Source organism: Streptomyces acidiscabies (assembly GCF_020010905.1).
GTDB classification, from domain to species: Bacteria; Actinomycetota; Actinomycetes; order Streptomycetales; family Streptomycetaceae; genus Streptomyces; species Streptomyces acidiscabies.
This window is the reverse complement of the sequence record NZ_JAGJBY010000002.1, coordinates 3,956,470-3,977,720: the sequence shown is the minus strand read 5'-3', so window position 1 is coordinate 3,977,720 and position 21,251 is coordinate 3,956,470. Positions and strand designations below refer to the sequence as shown.

General features: G+C 71.4%; 14 protein-coding genes. 9 read left to right on the top strand and 5 right to left on the bottom strand.

Translation table 11 applies throughout. The features are described 5' to 3' along the window. Nucleotides 1-2 precede the first annotated feature (2 nt). Nucleotides 3-701, bottom strand: a complete 699-nt coding sequence (locus J8M50_RS43860; RefSeq protein ID WP_010357049.1) for a TetR/AcrR family transcriptional regulator C-terminal domain-containing protein — start codon at nucleotides 699-701, stop codon at nucleotides 3-5. 113 nt (nucleotides 702-814) lie between these two features. Here J8M50_RS43860 and J8M50_RS43855 point away from each other — a divergent pair, with 113 nt between their 5' ends. Together J8M50_RS43855 and J8M50_RS43850 are read left to right on the top strand one after the other, a co-directional pair. Continuing rightward, nucleotides 815-1,954 (top strand): FAD-dependent oxidoreductase, encoded by a 1,140-nt coding sequence (locus J8M50_RS43855; RefSeq protein WP_075692386.1) that lies wholly within the window; start codon nucleotides 815-817, stop codon nucleotides 1,952-1,954. A gap of 47 nt (nucleotides 1,955-2,001) precedes the next feature. Continuing rightward, nucleotides 2,002-3,183: a GDSL-type esterase/lipase family protein gene (locus tag J8M50_RS43850; RefSeq protein WP_010357047.1), complete on the top strand. Its 1,182-nt coding sequence runs from the start codon at nucleotides 2,002-2,004 to the stop codon at nucleotides 3,181-3,183. Between the two features lie 32 nt (nucleotides 3,184-3,215). Here the strand turns inward: J8M50_RS43850 and J8M50_RS43845 are convergent, their stop codons facing one another. Further along, complete coding sequence (locus tag J8M50_RS43845; RefSeq protein ID WP_010357046.1) at nucleotides 3,216-3,815, bottom strand: TetR/AcrR family transcriptional regulator; 600 nt, start codon at nucleotides 3,813-3,815, stop codon at nucleotides 3,216-3,218. A 102-nt stretch (nucleotides 3,816-3,917) separates the two neighbouring features. Here J8M50_RS43845 and J8M50_RS43840 point away from each other — a divergent pair, with 102 nt between their 5' ends. The 3 genes from J8M50_RS43840 (at nucleotide 3,918) to J8M50_RS43830 (ending at nucleotide 7,197) form a co-directional block, all read left to right on the top strand. Beyond that, nucleotides 3,918-5,078, top strand: a complete 1,161-nt coding sequence (locus tag J8M50_RS43840; protein ID WP_010357045.1) for an epoxide hydrolase family protein — start codon at nucleotides 3,918-3,920, stop codon at nucleotides 5,076-5,078. Between the two features lie 518 nt (nucleotides 5,079-5,596). Next, nucleotides 5,597-5,989: a hypothetical protein gene (locus J8M50_RS43835; RefSeq protein ID WP_040837562.1), complete on the top strand. Its 393-nt coding sequence runs from the start codon at nucleotides 5,597-5,599 to the stop codon at nucleotides 5,987-5,989. A gap of 197 nt (nucleotides 5,990-6,186) precedes the next feature. Continuing rightward, entirely contained in the window at nucleotides 6,187-7,197 is a 1,011-nt protein-coding gene (locus tag J8M50_RS43830; protein WP_010357042.1) for a questin oxidase family protein, read from the top strand. Between the two features lie 171 nt (nucleotides 7,198-7,368). On the opposite strand, the gene J8M50_RS43825 is transcribed toward J8M50_RS43830, so the two are convergent. From J8M50_RS43825 to J8M50_RS43815, 3 genes are all read right to left on the bottom strand, one after another. Next, nucleotides 7,369-8,154, bottom strand: coding sequence for a hypothetical protein (locus J8M50_RS43825; protein WP_010357041.1), 786 nt, complete (start codon nucleotides 8,152-8,154; stop codon nucleotides 7,369-7,371). After that, a complete protein-coding gene (locus J8M50_RS43820; protein ID WP_010357040.1) occupies nucleotides 8,151-9,065 on the bottom strand; it encodes a sigma-70 RNA polymerase sigma factor region 4 domain-containing protein in 915 nt (304 codons plus the stop codon). Before J8M50_RS43820 ends, J8M50_RS43825 begins: the two co-directional genes overlap by 4 nt. Nucleotides 9,066-9,723: 658 nt before the next feature. Then, nucleotides 9,724-10,968 (bottom strand): NsdA family TPR-like regulatory protein, encoded by a 1,245-nt coding sequence (locus tag J8M50_RS43815; RefSeq protein WP_010357039.1) that lies wholly within the window; start codon nucleotides 10,966-10,968, stop codon nucleotides 9,724-9,726. A gap of 412 nt (nucleotides 10,969-11,380) precedes the next feature. On the opposite strand from J8M50_RS43815, the gene J8M50_RS43810 reads away from it, so the two are divergent. From J8M50_RS43810 to glsA, 4 genes are read left to right on the top strand one after another with little or no spacing between them, the layout of a single operon-like run. Next, nucleotides 11,381-12,676: an ISAs1-like element IS1629 family transposase gene (locus J8M50_RS43810; protein WP_006378747.1), complete on the top strand. Its 1,296-nt coding sequence runs from the start codon at nucleotides 11,381-11,383 to the stop codon at nucleotides 12,674-12,676. Nucleotides 12,677-12,712: 36 nt separating this feature from the next. Next, the gene (locus J8M50_RS43805; protein WP_063748130.1) at nucleotides 12,713-13,972 is read left to right on the top strand and encodes an acyltransferase domain-containing protein; all 1,260 of its coding nucleotides are present in this window, start codon (nucleotides 12,713-12,715) and stop codon (nucleotides 13,970-13,972) included. Next, nucleotides 13,969-19,503: an SDR family oxidoreductase gene (locus J8M50_RS49920; protein WP_010357037.1), complete on the top strand. Its 5,535-nt coding sequence runs from the start codon at nucleotides 13,969-13,971 to the stop codon at nucleotides 19,501-19,503. Before J8M50_RS43805 ends, J8M50_RS49920 begins: the two co-directional genes overlap by 4 nt. Then, nucleotides 19,500-21,242, top strand: coding sequence for a glutaminase A (gene glsA / locus J8M50_RS43795; RefSeq protein WP_010357036.1), 1,743 nt, complete (start codon nucleotides 19,500-19,502; stop codon nucleotides 21,240-21,242). Before J8M50_RS49920 ends, glsA begins: the two co-directional genes overlap by 4 nt. Nucleotides 21,243-21,251: the final 9 nt, after the last annotated feature.

The window sequence follows — 21,251 nt, the reverse complement described above, 5'->3', positions numbered from 1 at the left end:
CGTCATGCGGACGGTCGCGGGCCTGCGGTCGCGTTCAGGCCGTCCAGGAGCATGTCGAGGCCGGTGATGAACTGGTCGCGGTCGGCATGGTCGCGCAGGTGCTGGGTGGTGCGTGTCAGGAAGGGGTAGTCGGCCGGGTCGAGTGCTTCCCAGTGTTGGGCGGTCCGGGCGAGGAAGTCTTCGCGGCTGATGGTCGCGTCGAGGGTGGTGCGCGGGGTGATGATCTGGGCGCTGACGCCGGTGACGTAGTAGGAGATCGCGGTGGAAACCTCGAAATGCCGTTCGGCCGGCAGTCCGGTTCGTGCGACCAGGGTGCCGATGCGGTCGAGCAGGCGCAGCGCGTTCGCCAGCGTGGGCGGTGCGGAGACGTGGGACGCCGCCCATGGGTGCCGGTCCAGGGCGTCGAAGACGGCGACGGCGAGCGCGCGCAGCCCGGAGCCGGCTTCTTCCTCAAGGCTCGGGTGCGCGGCGACGGCGTGACCGAGCACCTGATCGGCGGCCAGGGCGACCAGTTCGCCCTTGTTCGACACGTGCCAGTACAGCGCGCCGGTCCCGGTGTTCAGCTGTTCGGCCAGCAGCCGGAAGGTGAGCCCTCGCTCGCCCAGCTCGTCCAGCAGTGCGACGGCCGCGCCGACGATCAGCTCTTGTGAGAGGGCGTCGGCGCGTCCTCCGGCGGGTGCTCTTCCTCGTGTCCGCTGCATGAACCTCATTTTGACACAGCCTGGACCGGCGTTCCATATTACTTATGGAACGCCGGTCCATATGGACGTCGGGTGCGTGCCCGACGCCGCGCCGCGCGGAAACGAGGAAGCCCATGAACACCAGCCACCACCCGATCGTCATCGTCGGCGCCGGCCTCGGCGGCCTGACCCTCGCCCGGGTCCTGCACGTCCACGGCATCCCGGCGACGGTCTACGAGGCCGATCCCTCGGAACAGTCCCGCACCCAGGGCGGCCAGCTCGACATCCACGAGGCCGACGGACAGCGCGCGCTCGCCGACGCCGGCCTCACCGACGAGTTCCGCGCGATCATCCACGAGGGCGCCGAGGCGTCGCGCGTCCTCGACCAGCACGGCAAGCTGCTGTTCGACGCCCCCGACGACGGCACGGGGCGGCGCCCCGAAGTGCTCCGCGGAGACCTGCGCCGCGTCCTGCTCGGCTCCCTGCCCGATCAGACGGTCCGGTGGGGACGCAAGGTCACCGGTGTCCGGCCCCTCGGCGACGGCCGCCACGAGCTGGCCTTCGCCGACGGCACGACCGTGACCAGCGGTCTCCTCATCGGCGCCGACGGCGCCTGGTCGAAGATCCGCCCCCTGCTCTCCGACGCCGAACCCCGGTACACCGGCACGACATTCATCGACATCTACCTGTACGACGCCGACGAGCGGCACCCCGCGGCGGCGAAAGCGGTCGGCGCCGGCGCGATGTACGCACTGGCTCCGGGCAAGGGGATCATCGCGCACCGCGAGGTGGGGAACATCCTGCACACGTACGTGGAGCTGAACCGCTCCGCCGAGTGGATCGCCGCCATCGACTTCACCGACGCCGCCGCGACCGCCCGGATCGCGGCCGAGTTCGACGGCTGGGCCCCGGAGCTCACCGCGCTGATCACCGACGGCGAGACCGCTCCGGTCGCCCGCCCGATCCACACACTCCCGAACGGACACCGATGGGAGCGCGTGCCCGGAGTGACGCTCCTCGGCGACGCCGCGCACCTGATGCCGCCGTCCGGTGACGGCGCGAACCTGGCGATGTTCGACGGCGCCGAACTCGGCAAGGCGATCGCCGCTCACCCCGACGACGTCGAGGCGGCTCTCACCGCCTACGAAGAGGCGCTGTTCCCGCGCACCGAACCCGTCTACGCCGAGGCTCACGCCATGCTGGACCTCATTCTCGGCGACCACGCGCCGTCCGGATTCATCGGCCTCTTCACCGCCGCCGACCAGGCCCAGTGACGTCAACACCCGGCAGCCGTCCCACAGCAGACGAAGAAGAGGCCCGCATGAGCACACACGAGACCGATGACGGCATGGGCTGGGCGCCCACATGGACCCAGGCCATGACCGACTTCCGCGGTGAGGACGACGAACCGCCCTTCGACGATGTCACCGTCCGCATGACCGTGCCCGCGAGCATCGGCGGCAGCCGCGTCCGGGTGGAGCTGTCCAACCTCTTCGGGGACGGCCCCGTGCGGATCGCACGAAGTGCCATCGGAGTCGGCGGACGGTTCGCCGAGATTTCCATCGACGGGCGGTCGTCGATCGAGATCGCGGCCGGCACATCGCGGTGGACCGACCCGGTCGACCTGACCGTCAGCCACGGCGACGAGATCGTCGTCGATCTGTATCTGCCCGAGTCCACGCCCTACACATCAGCGAACGGATTCACGTTCGACCGGTCCCTGCCGGGCGACTTCGCAGGATCACGCGAGTTCCCTGCCGCCGGCACCGGCACCGGCACCGAGCCCGACGGGACCGGCTGGTCCCTGCCTCCGGGAGGTCCCTTCCTGCGCACCATCGAGGTAGCCGGCGCCGAGGCGAAGGCGGTGGTCGTATGCCTCGGGAGCTCCAGCACGGCGATGGGGTGGCCTCAGTACACCGCGGCCCTGCTTCCCGCTGATGCCAGGATCGCCGTCGTCAATCGAGGAATCGCAGGAAACCGAATCCGGCTCGACGCACCACGCACGACTCCGTCATGGGGCCGGGCCGGGTTGTCCCGGTTCGATGAGGACGTGCTCGGAACCCACGGCGTGACGCACCTGGTGATTGCCTACAACAGCAACGACTGGAGCCTTCCCGGCAGAATCACGCCGCTGGACGAGATGCCGACCCTCGCCCAGTTGACCGACGGTTACCGAGAACTCGTCGATCGGGCCCGGAAGGCAGGGCTCACCGTGCTTCTCGCCACTGTCACACCGCTTGCCCCGGAGCTCGCGGGCGACCCCGGCCGAGAAGACTTCCGCCTCGCGGTCAACGAGTGGATCCGCACATCTGGGCACGAATTCGTCGACTTCGACGCAGCGATCCGCTCCGAAGCCGACCCTTCCCTCCCCGAAGACGGATACACCGCCCCCGACCACACCCATCCCAATGTCAAAGGGTCGAAGCGCCTCGCACAGGTGATGGCTGAAGCTCTGGCCCGGCTGCAGCTCGTTCAGGACGAGGCCGGCGTGATCACCGGCTGATGAACCGGCGGGGCGCGGTGGCGATCCGCGGGTCAGGGCCGGTCGTCCACGAGAGCGACTGCGCGTGTCTCGGGAACTCCCAGCATCAGCAGGCTCGTGATCGTCGCCGCTCGGGCGCCGGAGGGCCCCTTCGTCGGGTCGCTGTCCGCGATGGAGAACACGACGCCGTAGGCGAGCTGGCTCAGGATGCCCGCCGGCAGGTGCTGTGCGAACACGCCGCTGTCCTGGCCCCGTTTCACGAGGTCGGCGAGGAGTTCGTCGACCGGCCCGAGCAGGCTGTGGATGGCCTCGCCGTACTCGCCACGGCGCAGCGCCAACAGCACTCGGTACCGGTGCGCCACCGGCCAGAGGCGGGCGATGAACTCGACCCACGTCGCGTCCGCTTCCGCGTCGGGGGCGTCGACTTCGGTGAGCACGGCCGCCACCTCGGTGACGGCCCGTTCCGCGAGTGTCCGAACCAGGTCGAGGCGCAAGGGGAAATGGTCGTAGACCGTGCGCCGGACGACGCCTGCGGCGGAGGCGATGTCGCCCATCGCGGCGTCGGGGTTGTCTCCCAGCACATCGAGGGCGACGTCGAGGATGCGATTGCGTGTCTCGTTCATCGAGCGGACACGGGAGGACTCGGCGGGCACGACACAATTATTGCACAGCGGTGTACAGTGAAACTCACTGCACAGCGGTGTACAGCGAAGGGTTGCCCTGTGCCTCGAAGCTCAAGGGAAGGGAAGAAGGCAATGACCGCACCGATACCGCCGGCCTCGGCCCTCGTCCGTCCGTTCACCGTCTCCATCTCGGACGCGGAGATCGCCGACGTGAAGCGGCGACTGGCCAGGACCCGGTGGCCGGATCCGGAAACGGTGGGCGACTGGTCGCAAGGGGTTCGCGTGGAGAACGCCAGGTCCCTGGTCGACCACTGGCAGCGCGGCTACGACTGGCGGCGCCTGGAGTCCGAGCTCAATCGCTTCCCCCAGTTCCTGACCGAGATCGACGGGCTGGACATCCACTTCATCCACGTCAGGTCCAAGAATCCCGACGCGATGCCGCTGATACTCACGCACGGATGGCCGGGCTCGATCCTCGATTTCCTGAAGCTGATCGGCCCGCTGACCGATCCGGTCGCGTTCGGAGGAGACGTCGCCGATTCGTTCGACGTCGTCGTCCCGTCGCTCCCCGGGTTCGGGTTCTCCCAGAAGCCCACGGAGACCGGGTGGACCGTACCGCGCATCGCGAGTGCGTGGGTGGAGCTGATGAAGCGGCTCGGCTACACGCGATGGGCCGCGCAAGGCGGCGACTGGGGTGCCGTCGTCACCACCGCGCTCGGGGTCATGCGGCCTGAGGGGCTGCTCGGAATTCACCTGAACACCCAGTTCGCGTTTCCCGCACAGATACCCGACACCTTGTCGCCCGAGCAGCGCGACGCCGTGGAGACCCTCGCCGTCTACACCGGCGATCTCGGCGGGTCGAACCATCTTCAGGGCACTAAGCCGGAGACTGTCGGATTCGCGCTGGCGGACTCTCCCGCCGGCCAGGCGGCCTGGATCTACGAGAAGTTCCAGTCCAAGACCGACAACCACGGGCTCGCCGAGGACGCCCTCAGCATGGACGACATGCTCGACGCGATATCCCTCTACTGGTTCACCAACAGCGCGGCGTCGTCCGGCCGCATCTACTGGGAGAACAGATCGGGCACTTTCGCCGGCCCGAAGCTGACGCTGCCGGTCGCGGTGACCGTCTTCCCGAAGGACATCCCACGCCTGCCGCGAAGCTGGATCGAAGACACCTACAGCAATCTGATCCACTACGGCGAGGCCGACAAGGGCGGGCACTTCGCGGCCCTGGAACAGCCCGAGATCCTGCTCGACGAAATCCGCACCGGCCTGCGTGCCCTTTCCTGACGGCGACGCGCGAGCTCCCGTGCAGGCGTGGGCGCCGGCCGAGCACGAGAAGAACCTGGGGTACTTCCTGACGCGTGACGCCTCCGGACTGACCGGGCCTGGCCCCGACGACAGCGCCGAGGACGCGGCGTACTTCGAGCCGGCGGACGACCATGTCGGCGGGCGCCTGGAGGGGCCGTTCACCTCGGCCGACGTCGCGTCAGGCGGAGCGGGTGCTGGCAAGGATGACCGCCGAGGACCTCGTACGGCGCAGGCCGGGGGGCGGGCTGGGAGTTCCAGCACGTCATGGCGACGGTCGACGCGCACAACCAGAGTTACCAGTTCCGGATGATCATGGAGCCGACGGACGCGTCGGAGTACCTCGACCGGGTGCGGGAGATCAAGACAGGCATCGGGAACTGACGTGCGGACGCTACCGATTTGGGGGCGCTACCTGCCGTAACCGTCGCGGCAAGGGTGAACCGGCCGACAGGGTGGACGCGTTGGTCCACACCTTTCGACCCAAGGGGTTTCTCATCATGGTTCCGCTGCGCCACTCCGTCCTCGCCCTGGCCACCCTCGGCCTGACCGCCGCGCTCACCTCCCCGGCCGCCGCCGCGCCCACGCACGTCGACGTCACCTACGGCGCGACGTACGTCCGGGGCGACCTCACCTTCAACAACCGCTCGGTCAGCTTCACCGGCACCTACCGTTCGGTGTCCGCGACCGACTGCCGCCGGGCCTGGTTCGGCACACTCGACGGCTCCGGCCGCCTCCTCGACGCCCGCAGCACGGGCACGCTGTGCAACGGAACCCGGACGATCAACACCACCGTCCCGGCCGACGTACCCGGCGGCGCGGGCAGCGTCCTGGTCTGCCTCGACAACGGGAGCGCGACGCCGCTGAAGTGCCTGGAGTACAAGCGGCCGTAGGAAATTGTTCGACGCGTAGCTGGGGAACGTGGCGTGCAGGTCGCCGAACTCGGCGGCAATCCGGTGCCGACGGGACGTGGATGTCGCTGTGAGCGGTGCTCGTCCGGGAGACGTAGGCCCTCTGGACCAGCCCGCCCGAGCGGTCCTACGCCTTCCGGCCGTTACGTCGTCGTCGCCGTCCGCCTAGCGTCGTGTTCATGGACGACACGACCGGCATTCTCGACGAGGCTCTGGAGCGGCTGCACGGCTCGGGGCCGGAGCGGCTGGGGCGGCTCACCAATCACGCGCCGATGGCCGTGGAGGCGCTCGCCGCGCGTGGGCGCGCGGGGGCCGTGCATCGGTGGCTCGACCTGTACGCGTCCCGGCTGGAGGAGTTCCCGTCCGCCGTCGCTGCGGTGACGGTGGACAACTGGCGTACGGCGCTGGGGGATCCGCGCCGGGCGGCCGACTGGATCGGGTACTTCGAGCGTGAGCTGGCGGTACGGCCCTGGCGGGACGTGCTCGCGCAGTGGTGGCCCCGGTTGCTGCCGGGGCTGTACGGCGGTTCCACGCACCCCGTGATCCGCGTCGGGCACGCCGTACGCACCCTGCTGGCCGGCGAGGGGACGGCGCCCCGGCTGACGGAGCTGGCGCACGGCCTCGGCTACTGGGCCGCCCGGCACCACACGCTCCCCGCCCTCACCCCCCTGACCGGAGCCGGCAGCGCGGCGGCGGCCCTGGACGCCGTACGCCCCCTCACCGACCAGAACGGCGGCTTCCCGACGCTCCTCGCGCGCGTACGGGCGCTCCCGGTGTGGGCGTCGACGGTCACCGACCCCGACGAGGCGCACCTCCGCCTCACGGAACTGGTCCGCGCGGCCACCCACCGCTACGCCACCCACGGCCACGGCGAGGAAACCATGCTGGTCCACGCGGCCACGGCCCCCAACGCCGTCCTACGCACGCTCCCTGCACTCCCCCGCGCGCTGTGGGCCCCCAGCCTCCACGCGGCGTGGACGGCCTCGGCGGCGGTGACGGCGATGTACTCCCCGACCGAGCCCGTCCCTCTCCGTCCGACCACCCTCGCTCCCGAGGAGGTCGTCGAACAGGCTCTGGCACACGGCGACGAACACGTCATCAAGCTGACGGACACGGCGCTGGACGTGGGGGACGCGGAGGCGCTGGCGGCGGCGATGCGGGCGATCGAACTGAGCGAGCCGCTGAGCTGAAAGAAACGAGGAGCCCGCCCCTCGAAAGGGACGGGCTCCTCGTCGTAGAGCGCCGGGCAGGCCTTGCACCTGCATCTCCCCGCAGGAAGCGGGGCGTCTTTCCTTGGACCACCAACGCACTGTCCGGGGCCCCGAGTTGGGGTGACCGGCTCAAGATCCACTGTAGCAGCGTTACTGGACCAGGTAGTAGCGCAGGCGGGTGCCGTCCTCGGAGGTCACCTCGACCGTGAGGCGTTCCAGGGTGGGTTCGGGGGCGGGGCGGGGGCGGGCGGGGCGGTTGGGCAGGGGGTGGCGGCGGGCCGGGGGGTGGCGGCGAGGGGTCGTCGCGGCGGCGATGATCTCCAGGTGGACCGCGAAGTCCGGCCCCGGCAACGGGATTTCGAAGCCGGGGTGACGGTCGTACCCGATGGCGACGGCCGTGCGGACGAAGTCCATGACGGCGGTCGCGGCCGGGGTGTGCGCGCGCGGCGCGGCCTGTTCGGTGAGCCGGCTCAGGACCCGCAGCACGGTCGCCGTGTCCGTGTCGGTGCCGATGAAGTCGTCCTCGGCGCTGGCCTGGGCGCGCCAGAGCGCGGCGGCGTGCGGGTCGCCCTGCGCGAGGTGGTGCAGGTGGAGGCTGTAGGCGGCGGCCCGGTCCCCGGCGCCGGCCGCGTACTGCCACCAGAAGCGGGCGCCGCTCTGGAGCCCGGCGAGGTGCAGGGCGCAGCCGAGGGTCCAGGCGACGGGCGGCTCGGGGAGCTGGTCGGTGACGAAGTCGGCGAGCCGGTCGGGGGTGCAGTGCAGGAGGGCGGCCTCGCACAGCGCGTCGAGGGAGCGGGCGGCGCAGGGGTCGCCGGGGATGCCGGCGGCGGGCGCCTCGTCGTCGTACTCCTCCTCGTAGGGGACGACGTCGCTGGGGACGCGGGGGTCGCGCAGCAGCAGGGACTGGACGAGGAGGTCGTCGATGGCGGTCGTCACGGGGTGGTCGCTCCCGGTTCGTCGAGGTGGGGGACCTGGACCTCCAGCGCGCCTCGGGCGTGGTGGTCCAGGGTGTGGGTGATGGCCGGGGACAGGCCGAGGACGCCGGGCACGGCGTGCGGGTCGATGCCGCAGAGGTAGCGCAGGACGACGACGTCCCGCTGGTCCTCGGGGAGGGCGGCGACGGCGTCGAAGAAGCGGGTGAACCGCTCGATGTGGGCGAAGCGTTCGCCGAGGTCGTGGATGCGGGCCTGGGCCTCGGTCGCGAAGGCGGCGGCGCGCAGGTCGGGGCGGCCGTCGGGCCTGCGGTGGGCGCGGTGCAGGACCCGGCCGCGCAGCAGGTGCCAGGCGTACCGGCGCGTGTCGGGGGCGGCAACGGCCTGGTCCCAGGTGAGCCAGAGGATGTCGAAGACCTCGCCGACGGTGGTGCGGGCGCGCTGCTCGGACTGGAGGAAGGCGTGCGCGTACGCGGTGTACGGGTGGGCCATCGCCTCGGTGAAGCCGCGGTGCGCGACCGGCGGGACCTCGCTGTCGGGGGGCCGGGCGTCGTCGACGCGGTGCTCGATCCAGCCGGGGCTCTTGCGGGCCTCGTGCGCGGCGGACGTCCACAGGCGGTGCACCGGCCGGACGGGGATGTCGAGAGCGCGGACGACGCTGTAGGTGATGGCCCAGCCGGGGTAGTAGCCCTTGCCGCGCAGGAGTTCGGAGATGCGGGTCTTCGAGTAGCCGGAGCGGCCGACGAGTTCGTCCAGGGTGAGGCCGCTGGCGAACAGGCGGGTGCGGACGGGTTCCAGCCACGCGCGGTGGGTGGGGCCGATCTGCGGTTCGATCGCCTCCGGGGGCCGGCCGCGCCGGCGTACGGGCCGGGCGGCGGGTTCCTCGGGGTTCGGGGACGTCGGGGATAACGTCATGACGTCACCTGCTTGCTGGTCATCGGACCTTCCTGGTGCCTGAGGTCTGGAAGGCCCCCGCGCGGCGGTGCTGAGGCGCCGCGAAGGAGTCGCCCGCCAGCATGGTGTGTGGGCCGCCCGGCGCTCAACGTGGCCCGGGGCGCCCGGAACAAATGAGCGCGCGCTCGCTTGTACCGTATCGGCGCGTCCGGTGTGGGGGAATCGGTCGCGATGAACACTTTCGGGGGCTTCGGCCGTCTTCCGGCCGCTGATTCCGCCGCGCCGTCCACCATGGAGACGCACGCCTGCTCTTGGCGTCGCGCCTTCCTGTCTGGGAGGTCACGCGGTCCCCTCGTGCTGAGGGACAACCTGAGGGGACCGCGCTCAGGCCGCCGGCTTCCAGGAGATGCGCGGTAGTTCGATCGAGGGAAACCGATCCGCATTTCCCGACTGTCGAATACGACGCGCTACCGTCCGCCTGGAATTGGTGCACTCTCGATCATATGGACCGCTATCTTCGCCTTCTCCCCGGAACGACAGGTGCCAGATGATCGACCCCTTCGACCGTGTTCTGGAAATCCGCTCCCTCACGGACCGCTCCGAGGAAGAGCCGGCCGATCCGCCGAACATGGTTCAACACCCTCCCGTACCCGGCGATCCGACACCGTCCTGAAGCCCGTCACCCCTCCCCCACCCTCCCCGCGACCCGCAGCAGCGTCTGCCGCAGCGACTCCATCGAACGGTGCACCGCCACCGACCGCAGCCCCGTCCCCTCCCCCCGCAGCACCCGTTCGTGGTCCCGCGCCTCGTCCAGTCTCCCGAGCGACAGGAGGACCCCGGCCAGCCGCAGCCTGGTCAGGGCGGCTCCCCGGCGGTCGGCTCCGGGGCGCGTCGCCAGCGCGTGCGCGAGCGCGTCGGCGGCCTGAGCCGGTTCGCCGAGCGCCAGCAGGACCCCGGCGCGCTGGAACTCCAGGTCGGCGCGGGGGTACGACTCGAAGGGGTGGCCGCGGGTCTGCGCGGCGCCGTCCGCCGCCGAGTCCGCCGCCGACAGCGCGCGCAGCGCGTCCGCACGCCTCCCCCTGCTCGCCGCCGTGACCGCCAACTGGGCCTGCGTGAAGGCCCGGACGGCTCGCGGGGTGTGCCGGGCCGTCCGGGCAGCGACCTCGGCGGCGGCGTCCGCGGTCCTGAGGTGGCCCAACCTGTGGGCCTGGGTGCTCAGGGTCCGCAGCGCGATCACCGCCAGCCCCTGGTGCCCGCCGGCCAGCGCGAGGTCCCGGGCCGTCAGGAAGCAGCGCTGTGCGGCGCCGTGGAGCATGTCGTCCGCGTACATCCGGCCCAGCAGCAGCGTGAGCTGCGACGCCTCCGCGTACCGCGTACGGCCGGCCGGCGTGCCGGTGCCGGCCAGCCGACCCGCGATCGCGTCGGACAGGTAGGCGCGCAGCGTCGTCCGCGCGAATCCGCCTCCGTGCGCGAGGAAGACCTCCGTGAAGAACCGTACGGCTCCCCACGGCTGCCCCGTGGGGTCGGTTCTCTGCGCGGGGACGACCGGCGGATCGCCTCCGCCGCGCTGCCCCGGAAGCACGGCGGCCGACTGGTAGGGGAGGTTCGGGGACAGCTCGTGCAGCAGCGCGCCCAGACGGCTCCCGCCGATTTCGAGGCCGGCCGCCGTAGCGGGAAACCCCGCCTGCTCCGCTGTCACGACCCGTCCGGTACGGCGCCGCAGCGCCTCGCAGACCAGGGCCGACACCCGCTGTTCGGGACAGCTGCCGGACAGCCAGTGCGCCACCGCGCTCCGGTCGTACCTCAGCCGCAGGCCGATTTCCGAGCCTACCGCGTTGACGGCGCGGGCCAGTCCCTCCTGTGTCCAGCCTGCCTCTTCGAGGAGGGTGCGCAATCGGGTGTTCGGAAGGCGGCTCCGTGTCATTCGATCTCCCAGAACAGACAGGTCACTTCGTGGAATCGTGCCCTTCTACCAAGGAATTCCCACCCATCGCAAAGCACTCTCCGTCAGTGCCGGGGACCACTCCACCCCGCTTAAATCTGCTTTCCATTCTTTTCCGGCGGTCCGGCGATCGGCGTTCAACATGTTCAACGCACCGGTGCCGTCCAGCCGTTGACCCGGATACCGCGAAACCGGTTGCCTTTTCGCAAGGAACGACGCCGAAAGGAATCCGAATGATTCAGCGGACTGCCGTCATGTTCCCCGCAGGGCCCCGGCGTTTGCCCGGATCGCCCCGGCCTGGGCCGGTTGATCATGCTGGCGGGCCTCGGAAGCAGATGAACACGGCACCTGTGGATCATGGAGTTCTCTACGCTGCAAGATCCACGAAGGTGCCGTGTTCGTTCCTCCATCATCCCCTGCCGTCGTTCCCGTCTCTCCGGCGCCCCGCCTGGAGGCCCTCGGCTCGGATGCCGCGCGAGACCAAGTCCGCGGCCTGGTTGCCGAGTTCGAGTCGGTCACCGATCCTCGCGGGGCGTGCGGGGTGCGCTACCGGGTCTCCTCGCTGCTGGCCCTGGTGGTCTGTGCGATGACCCCGGCGGGCCATGACTCCATCACCGCGGCGGCGGAGTGGTGCCGACGTGCGACGCCTGAGGAACTGGCCGCTTTCGGTCTGCCCTACCATCCGTTGCGCGGCCGCTACCGGATCCCGAGCGAGAAGACCTTGCGCACCGTTCTGGGGCGGCTCGATCCCGGTGAGGTCAGCGCGGCCGGCTACGACCACCTGCGGCCCCTGCTGTCCACGGTGTCCCACTCTCCCGAGCCGCTCATGCCCGACGGCGGCATCGAACGCGAACAGCGCCGCGCCCACCGGGCGGCCGCCCGCGCCGAACCGGTGCGCTCCCGGCGCCGGGCCATCGCGGTGGACGGCAAGTGCCTGCGCAGTGCGAAGCGCCCGGACGGCAGCCGCGTCTTCGTGCTCTCCGCCGTCCGGCACGGCGACGGCATCACCCTCGCCTCCCGCGAGATCGGCGCGAAGACCAACGAAATCCCCGAGTTCCAACCCCTGCTCGACCAGCTCGACGACGCCGATCTCAAGGGGGCCGTCGTCACCGCCGACGCCCTCCACGCCCAACGCGACCACGCCACCTACCTGCACGAACGCGGCGCCCACTACCTGCTGACCATCAAGAACAACCAGCGCGGCCAAGCCCGTCAGCTCCACGCCCTGCCCTGGAAGGAGATCCCCGTCATCCACCGTGACGACGCCCGCGGCCACGGCCGCCACGAACAGCGTCTCGTCCAGGTCGTCACCGTCAACGGCCTGCTCTTTCCCCACGCGGCCCAGGTCCTGCGCATCCAGCGCAGACGCCGTCTCTACGGAGCGAAGAAGTGGTCCAGCGAGACCGTCTACGCCATCACCGACCTGCCCGCCGAGGAAGCGAGTGCCGCCGAGATCGCTTCATGGGCTCGCGGGCACTGGACCGTGGAGAACACCGTCCACTGGTGTCGGGATGTGACCTTCAACGAGGACAAGTCCCAGGTCAGGACCCACAACACGCCCTCAGTCCTCGCCGCCGTCCGCGACCTGATCCGCGGTGCGCTCAAGCTTGCCGGGTACGTCAACACCGCCGCCGGCCGCCGAGCCCACACCGAACGCACCCTCGTCCTCAGCCTCTACGGCATCACATGATCAAACCGGACGACCCGGGCAAACGCCGGGGCCCTGATGTTCCCCGGCCAGGGTGCCTATCTCCCCGGCGCGCTCGCCGATCTGGTCCATGTCGACGGCGTCGACGAGGTGCTCAAGGAGGTGGACGAGGCCGTGGCCGGGTCCGTCCGTGAGGTGCTCACCGACCACGCCGCCCCCACCGCCGACACACTGCTTCAGAACGACCCGGAACGGCTCCATCTGGCTCTCTACGCAGGCTCGTTGGCCGTCTGGCGGCTGCTGTCGGGGCCGCTCGGGGTCCGGCACGACGTGCTGTTCGGACACAGCGTCGGTGAGTTGACGGCGCTCGTGGCCGCCGGCGCGATCGGCGTCGCGGACGGCGCACGGCTGCTCGCCGCACGCGATACGGCGTTCCGGACGGTTCCGCCACCGCCCGGCGGGATGTTCGCGGTCCGGCTGGGAGCGGACCGGCTCGGCTCGCTCGTACGCGGCTGCGCTCTCCCCCGTACACACATCGCGGCGGACAACGCGCCCCGTCAGGCGGTGGTCTCGGGCCCCGACGACGAACTCGCCGTCCTGGCCTCGGTGTTGGACACGCTGGGTGTCGACCGCTTCCGGCTCCGCTCGGCGTACCCCTTCCACAGTCCCCTGCTGTCCCAGGTGACCGCGCACTTCCGGAGCGCCGTGGAAGAGGTACGGATCTCCGCTCCGGTTCTCCCCGTGTACTCCCCCACCGACGGCGGCTACCACCGGGACGCGGACTCCGTCAGGGCGGCGATCGTCCGTCACCTGACGCAACCCGTGTACTTCCGGCAGGCGTTGGCGGCGCTGTACGGCGACGGGGTCGAGCGGTTCGTGGAGTGCGGACCGAAGTCCATCCTGGCGGACCTCGTGGCGGAGAACCTTCCCGGCGCCGAAGCCGTCGCACCGCTGCGGACCCGTCGCGGCCTCGACGCGATGCGCGCCGCCCTCGGCGGGACCGGACCGGTGACCGTACCGCCCGCCCGTCAGCCGGCCGTACCCGCTCCCGCGCCGGAGTCGCCGGAGCCGGTCCTGCCGTCCTCCCCCGTCCTCCTCAAGGAACTCCAGCAGCTCTACGCCGACGCACTGGAGTACCCCCTCGACGTGCTGACCGCCGACGCCGATCTCGAAGCGGACCTGGCCGTCGACTCCGTACGGCAGATCGAGCTGTTCTCGCGCGCTCTGGACCGCTACGGCCTGCCGCGACCCGAGGCGCGGCTGCGCGTCACGAGTTATCCGACCCTCTCCCAAGTGGCCCGGCTCCTCGGGGAGATCGCCGACGGGGTCGCGTCGTGACGGCGGCGTCCTTCGCGGGGAGGGTCGTCCTCGTCACCGGAGGTGCTCGCGGGGTCGGGCGGTTCGTCACCGAGGAGTTCGCCGTCCGGGGTGCGCATGTGATCGTCAACTGCTTCCACAGCGAGCCGGACGCCCGCAGGCTCGTGGACGAACTCGCCGGGTCGGGGCTCTCGGCCGAGTTCATCAAGGCGTCCGTCGCGAAACCCGGTGAGGTCGACCGGATGATGGAGCGGGTCCGCGAGGAACACGGCGGCCTGGACGTCCTGGTCAACAACGCGGCTCGCGGGGTCTTCCTCCCTCTCGGAGAGCTGACGGAGGACGACTGGCGCCGCGCCTTCGACCTCAACCTCCATGCCGTACGGCACTGTTCGCTGGCCGCGCTGCCGCTGCTGGCGCGGCGGGCCGGGAGCAGCGTCGTCAACCTCTCCAGCCACGGGGCACGGCACACGGTGCCGAACTACGGGCTGGTCGGGACGACCAAGGCCGCGATGGAGGGCCTCAGCCGGTATCTGGCGGTGGAGTTCGCGCCGTACGGCGTGCGGGTCAATGTCGCGGGCTGTCAGGTCATGGACAACCGGGTCGGCGACATGTTCCCCGACGCCGCGCGGATGAAGAGCGCCACGCGGGACGCGACACCGTGGGGGAGGCTGCCGACGGAGCGGGATCTGGCGCGGCTGGCCGTCCTGCTGGCGAGCGAGGAGGCCGGGTTCGTCACCGGCCAGACGCTGCTGGCGGACGGCGGACTGTCGTGCGGCGCGGCTCTGCACGGTCCGCCCGCTCGCCCCTCTGGCACACCCCACGCCGCCGGTGACACCGAGTCCGCCGACGCCGTCCAGCTCACCGGCTCCCACCCCGCCGTCGACCCCACCGCACTCACCGACGCCACCGACCTCGCAGCCGCCACCGCCCTCAGACACGTACCCGCCCCCCGGAAAGACCCCGACCCGATCGTCGTCACCGGCATCGGCCTCCTCCTCCCCGGAGCCGAATCCCCCGCGCGTTTCTGGGAGTTGCTGGGTGAAGGCACCCCGCAGTTCACCGACCAGAGCCGCCGCTACCCGATGGAGCACTTCCTCTCCCCCGACCCGGCCACCGCCGACTCCACCTACACGGCCGTCTCGGGGATCATCGACCACCCGCAACTCCACCCCCGCGCACAGGACATCGTCGGAGCCACACCGGTAGAGCGCTGGATCCGGCACACCGTCGCGCAGGCTCTCGACGGCCGGACGCCGACCGCCTCCGACCGGATGTCGCTGTACGTCGGAGGCTGGGCCGACGGCACGCGGGAGATGGAGGAGGGTGCGCTGCGGGAGCTGCTGTCCCGGGAGGCGGCGGACGCCGGACTCGAACCCGGCGCGGTGGCGGACCTGTTGTCGGCGGCGCTGCCGGGCGCTGTGCCGGAGCCCGGCGCGTTCGGGCCGGCCGGCCTGGTACGCCGGGCGCTGCGCGGACTCGTACCCGACCGCGCGGACTGTCTCAACGTCGACGCGGCCTGTTCCTCCGGCCTGTACGCCGTCGATCTCGCCGCGCGGAGCCTGCGCTCGGGGGACACGGACGTCGCGCTGGCGCTCGGCCTGTCCATGTGCACGATCCGGTACCAGGTCCTGTTCTCGAAGCTCACGGGTCTGAGCCGTACCGGCGAGGTCCGTGCCTTCGACGAGAAGGCGGACGGCACCCTGTTCTCCGACGCGGTGGCGGCGGTCGTCCTCAGACGCCGTTCCGACGCCGAACGCGACGGCGACACCGTGCTCGCGTTCCTCGACGGCTTCGGCGCCTCCTCCGACGGCCGCGGCAAGGCCCTCCACGCGCCGCGCGCCGAAGGACAGCGGCTCGCGATCCGGCGTGCCTACGCGGACGGCGGTCCCCACGGCGTGCGCTGGGTCGTCGGCCACGGCACCGGGACGCCGCTCGGCGACCGCACCGAACTCGACGTCCTGTCAGGCGAGTTCGCGAGTGGTGTGCACTGCACCGGCAACAAGTCCCTCTTCGGGCACGGCGCGTGGACCAGCGGCCTCGTCTCGGTGATCCACGCGGTCCTGGGTCTGCGGCACGGGACCATCCCCGCCCAGGCCCGCTACGACGCTCCGCGGGGCGGCACGGTCGACATCCCCACCCGGCCGGTCCCGTTCTCCCCCGGCGCGGTGCGCAGAGTGGGTGTCTCCGCGTTCGGTTTCGGCGGAACCAACGCTCACCTGGTCCTCAGCGACCGCCCCGGAACCCCCACCGCGCCCCCCGCCTCCCCCTCTCCCCTCGTCCTCGTCGGCTGGAGCGCACTCCTGCCGGACAGCTCCGACTCGGCCTCGGCGCTCGCGGCGCTGCACTCGGGTGACCACCCGCCCACCTTCGGCGCCACCTATCCCCCACCCCCCTTCTCCACCGTACGGCTGCCTCCCCCTTCCGTCCGTGCGGTGGACCGAACCCAGTTGATGGCTCTCCAGCTGGTGGAGCGCCTCGGCGCCGACCACGGCCGCCTCTGGCAGGACGTCGCGGACCGCACCTGCGTCATCGCCGCGCACAGCGGACCCACCCGGCTCTCGCAGGAGCTCTCCGTACGCTGCTTCGCCTCGGCGCTGGACTCCGCCGCCGGCACGACGTCGCGGACGGCACGCTGGTGGCGGACGTACCGTACGGAGCTGTCCGCCAGGGTCGCCGAGGTCGGTCCCGACTCGCTGCCGGGAATCCTCCCGAACGTGGTCGCGGGACGGATCGCGGGGCGGCACGACCTGCACGGTCCCGCGCTGGCCGTCGACACGGGCCGTACCTCGGGGCGCGACGCCTACGCGGTCGCCGCACGCTATCTGCGCGACGGGGACTGCGACTTGGCGCTCCTGGTCGCCGCGCACGGCAACACCCTGCCCGCGTCCGGGGCGCTGTTCGGGGTGGCGGACGACGCGGTACGCGAGGGTGCCTTCCTGCTCGCGCTGGCCAGCGCCGAGCAGGCCGCCGAGCGGGGCTGGCCGGTCCTCGCGGAGCTTCCCGACGCGCTCGCGGCGACGCCGCTGGACCCCAACCGCTGTTTCGGGGGTGCCGACGACATCGTCGTACTCCTGCGGCGGTTGGCTCTCCAGGAGCAACCTGTCGGCGAGCGGCCTCAGTTGATGCGTTTCGAGGTGACCGCAGATCCGGTGCGGCACGGTGCGGAGGAGCATCCGGCCGTCGCTCCGCTTCCCGACGGGTGTCTGGTGATCGTCGACGACGCGGCGCTCGCGAAGTCGCTGGCCGACGCGGTGCGTGCGGCCGGGGCCACGCTGGTCGTCATGGACGCCAGGTCGAAGGTCAGTGAGGAGTACGTGGCCGGTCTGGTGCGGGACTGCGGGCGCCCCGCTCATCTGCGGGTGTTCGTCAGTCCGGCGAGGACCGCTTGGCCCGGCCGTCCCCGTCCCGCTCTGCTGGCCGCGCAGGAGGCCGCGTTCCTCGCGCTGCGGGAGCTGCCAGCCGGGGGTTCCGCTGTGGTGTGTCTGCTGGACCCGCAGGCCGGCGGGGTGGCGCATCCGCACGGGGCGCTGTTCACCGGGATGCTGAAGAGCGCGCTGTGGGACCTGCCGGACGTCTGGCTGCACGCGCTCACGACCGACGCGCCGCTCCCCGAGGCGCTCGGCCAGATCGAGGAGGCGTCCCGGCACCGGCCGGAGATCCCGGTGAGTTTCCTGCGGCACGGCGTGCGGCACACCGAGACCCTCTCCCCCGCCGACATCACCCCCGACGGGCCTCCTCTCCTGTCTCTCCTGGACGACGACAGCGTGGTCGTCGCGGTCGGCGGCGCGCGCGGCATCACCGCGAGCATCCTGCTCCGTCTCGTACGGCGGCACCGCTGCCATCTGTGGCTCATCGGGTCCAGCGACCTCGACGCGGTCCCGCCGGAGATCCGCGCCGAGTCGGACGAGGAGTTCGCGGGCCGGCGCCGGGGTTTCATCGCGGACCTCCTCTGCACCGGGGCGGGGGCGACGCCGGGTGAGGCGGTGCGCCGGTACGACATCCTGGCCTCGGCGCGCGAGGCCGCTCGCACCGTCGACCGGCTCGGCGCCCTGTGCGGAGAGGGCCGGGTCCACTACCTGCGGGCCGACGTCACCGACCCCGGCCAGGTGAGCGCGGCGGCGCGGCGTGTCGCGGCCGAGCACCCCCGTATCGACCTGCTCGTCAACGCGGCCGGGGTCCATCGCGGGGGCGACCTCGCGACCAAGTCGCTGAGCGAGTTCCGGCGCATCAGGGACGTCAAGCTCCTCGGCTACCACTGCCTGCGCGACGCCTTCGACTCCGTGCCCGTACGGCAGTGGTGCAACTTCGGCTCCCTCACCGGGGTCCTCGGGCTGCCCGGCGAGATCGACTACGCCGCCGCCAACGACCTCCTCGGCGCTGCGGCGAGGGCCGGCTCGCACACCGACCGAACCGAGTTCACCGTCGCCTGGACCCTGTGGTCGCAGAGCGGCATGGCGACCCGCGACCTGGTCGGCGACGCCGTGAAACGCCGGGGTCATCTCTCCCAGGTCTCGGACGAGGAGGGGGCACAGCACTTCCTGAGCCTCCTGCGGCTCCCCCAGCGCTGGCTGCCGGGGGTGGTCCAACTGGGGAGCACCGAACGACGGTTCATCGCCGGCCGCATGCCGCGGCTGGCAGCTGCCGGCACCGGCGCCTTCCTCGGCGTACCCCGCCCGCGCGGGACCGGCGTCGCTGAGTGGGACCTGACCTTCACCGACCGTCAGGTCCGTCTGGTGTCGGAGCACCCGGTGACCGGTCTGCCGACGCTCCCGGGAACCCTGGTGCTGGCGCTGCTCGCGGAGGCCGCCGCCGCGCTCGTCCCCGGCGCCCGGCCCGACGTCGTACGGGACGTCCGGTACCACCGCTTCATCCGGGTACGTCCCGACAGTCGCGTACGGCACACGGTCCGCGCCGAACTGACCGGACCCGGCACGGTCCGCGTGACCGTCACCTCCACCACCTCCGCGCCGGACGGCCGGGTCCTGAGCCGGGACGCTCTGCACACCGAGGCGCTCGTCGACCTCGACGCGCACCCCGAGGCGCAGGCCCCGCCGGCGCTCACGGAGGGGACGGCGGCGTACGACCCGTACTACGAACCGGACAGCCCCATCCCCCTGCGGGGTTCGTTCGTCAACACCACGGACCACCGGTTCACCTCGGACGGCGGTCGCAGCCTCTGGCGTCCCCGGACCGCGCCCGACGCGCTGTTCTACGGCCGGATGCTCGTCCCCGCGCTCCTAGTCGACGCGCTCGCACGCACCCACGCGCTGCGGCCGGCCGGCGCGTCCGGCACCCCGGTCAGCGCTCCCACCGGGCTCGACCGGCTGGAGATCTACCGGCACGGCGACGACCTCAGCCACTTCGTACGGCACCCGGACGGCATCCAACTCGTCGAGGACCGCACGCTCGGCCGCTTCCACGCGCTGACGCTCGCCGGTGAACCGGTCCTGTCCTTCACGGGGATGCGGATCCAGTCGGTCGGGACGGTCGACATACCGGGGACCGCGCCTTCCCCGCAGAATCCCCCCACCGAAGAAACGAGAACCCGTTGAATTCCCCCGACGCCTTCGAGCCCGCCTACCGCGCTCTGTTCGACGCGTTCGACGACGACTCCAGCCAGGGGCTGTCCCGCACGGAACTGGTCGAGCACCTCGCTCGGACCGGGATCCTGGAGGACGACCCGCGGATCCAGGGGATCCTGGACGCCACCCAGGACGCGGAGCGGGAGATCGGCTTCGCCGAGTTCGTCACGCTGATCCAGCACCACAGCGGACTGGTGCAGCGCGCGATGCAAGGCCGGCTGGTCGTACCGGACTTCGCCGGCCTCACGGCCGACATCGACCGGATCCACGCGGAGGTGCTCCCCCTGCGCGGTGGAGCGGTCGCCGACTACATCCCGCAGCTCGCGCGCGTGGACCCGGAGCAGTTCGCCATCTCCCTGTGCACGGTCGACGGACAGCGGCACACCATCGGCGACGCCGACGTGCCGTTCTGCGTGCAGTCGGTGTCCAAGACCGTCGGCTACTGCATGGCGCTGGAGGACCAGGGGGTCGAGGCCGCTCACCGGCACGTGGGACGCGAACCCAGCGGACTCAGCTTCAACGAGCTGACCCTCAACCGGCAGGGCCGTCCCCACAACCCGATGATCAACGCGGGTGCCATCATGAGCTGCGCGCTGATCGAACCCGGCCGGCCGCTCGCCGACCGGTTCGACCATGTGGCGCAGACCTGGCAGCGGCTCGCCGGAGGACGCAGGCCGGGCTTCAACAACGCCGTCTACCTCTCCGAACGGCAGACCGCGGACCGCAACTTCGCGCTCGGCTACTCGATGCGGGAGCGCAACGCCTTCCCGCCGGGTACCGACCTCCAGGAGACTCTGGACTTCTACTTCCAGTGCTGCTCGGTGGAGCTGGACGCGCAGGGGCTCGGCATCGTCGCGGCGACCTTCGCGAACGGCGGGGTGTGTCCGCTGACCGGCGACCGGGTGTTCCACGAGGAGACCGTCCAGCACTGCCTGTCGCTGATGTCGTCGTGCGGGATGTACGACTTCTCCGGCGAGTTCGCCTTCACGGTGGGGCTCCCCGCCAAGAGCGGCGTCTCGGGTGCGCTGATCGTCGTCATCCCGCAGGTCCTGGGGGTGTGTGTCTGGTCGCCGCGACTGGACGAACTGGGCAACTCCGTCCGGGGGATCGAGTTCTGCCGACGGCTGGTCGAGTCGTACAACGTCCATCCGCACGCGGCGGGTACGGCGACCTCGCACCGCAAGGATCTGCGGCTGCTGCGCCACCAGAGCCGGGTGGAGAACGTGGTCGCGGCCTGCTGGGCGGCCAGCCAGGGCGACCTCGACGAGATCCGCCGGGCCGCCGCGTCGGGAGCGGATCTGTCGGCGGCCGACTACGACGGACGTACACCGTTGCACCTGGCCGCCTCGGAGGGCCGCACGGAGGCCGTACGGTACCTCCTCTCGCACGGGGTGGCACCGGCTCCCCGGGACCGGTGGGGCGGAACGCCGCTCGCGGACGCGGAGCGCGGGGGGCACGCGGAGGTGGCGGAGCTGCTGAAGGCGGCGGTGTCCTCGCGAGGGGTGCCTGGTCAGCACAGTCCCAGCGACTCCAGGGGACCGGCACCGGCCACCGCTTCCCGGCCGGCTTCCGGATCCGACGCCATCCGCTCCCCGGGATCCGCCTCCGGTTCCGGCGGGGCCACGGAAACACCTCCCTCCGCTCCCCCGCCGTCCGTCGCGAGGAAGGCGACGAAAGGGAATCCGTCCGGCGCCACGAGAGCGCAGTAATCCCTTGTC

Excerpts from the sequence above, each read along its gene's own strand:
- J8M50_RS43855 (WP_075692386.1), top strand. The coding sequence starts at position 815 with ATGAACACCAGCCACCACCCGATCGTCATCGTCGGCGCCGGCCTCGGC.
- J8M50_RS43835 (WP_040837562.1), top strand. The coding sequence starts at position 5,597 with ATGGTTCCGCTGCGCCACTCCGTCCTCGCCCTGGCCACCCTCGGCCTG.
- J8M50_RS43840 (WP_010357045.1), top strand. The coding sequence starts at position 3,918 with ATGACCGCACCGATACCGCCGGCCTCGGCCCTCGTCCGTCCGTTCACC.
- J8M50_RS43850 (WP_010357047.1), top strand. The coding sequence starts at position 2,002 with ATGAGCACACACGAGACCGATGACGGCATGGGCTGGGCGCCCACATGG.
- J8M50_RS43815 (WP_010357039.1), bottom strand. The coding sequence starts at position 10,968 with ATGACACGGAGCCGCCTTCCGAACACCCGATTGCGCACCCTCCTCGAA.
- J8M50_RS43860 (WP_010357049.1), bottom strand. The coding sequence starts at position 701 with ATGCAGCGGACACGAGGAAGAGCACCCGCCGGAGGACGCGCCGACGCC.
- J8M50_RS43820 (WP_010357040.1), bottom strand. The coding sequence starts at position 9,065 with ATGACGTTATCCCCGACGTCCCCGAACCCCGAGGAACCCGCCGCCCGG.
- J8M50_RS43830 (WP_010357042.1), top strand. The coding sequence starts at position 6,187 with ATGGACGACACGACCGGCATTCTCGACGAGGCTCTGGAGCGGCTGCAC.
- J8M50_RS43805 (WP_063748130.1), top strand. The coding sequence starts at position 12,713 with ATGTTCCCCGGCCAGGGTGCCTATCTCCCCGGCGCGCTCGCCGATCTG.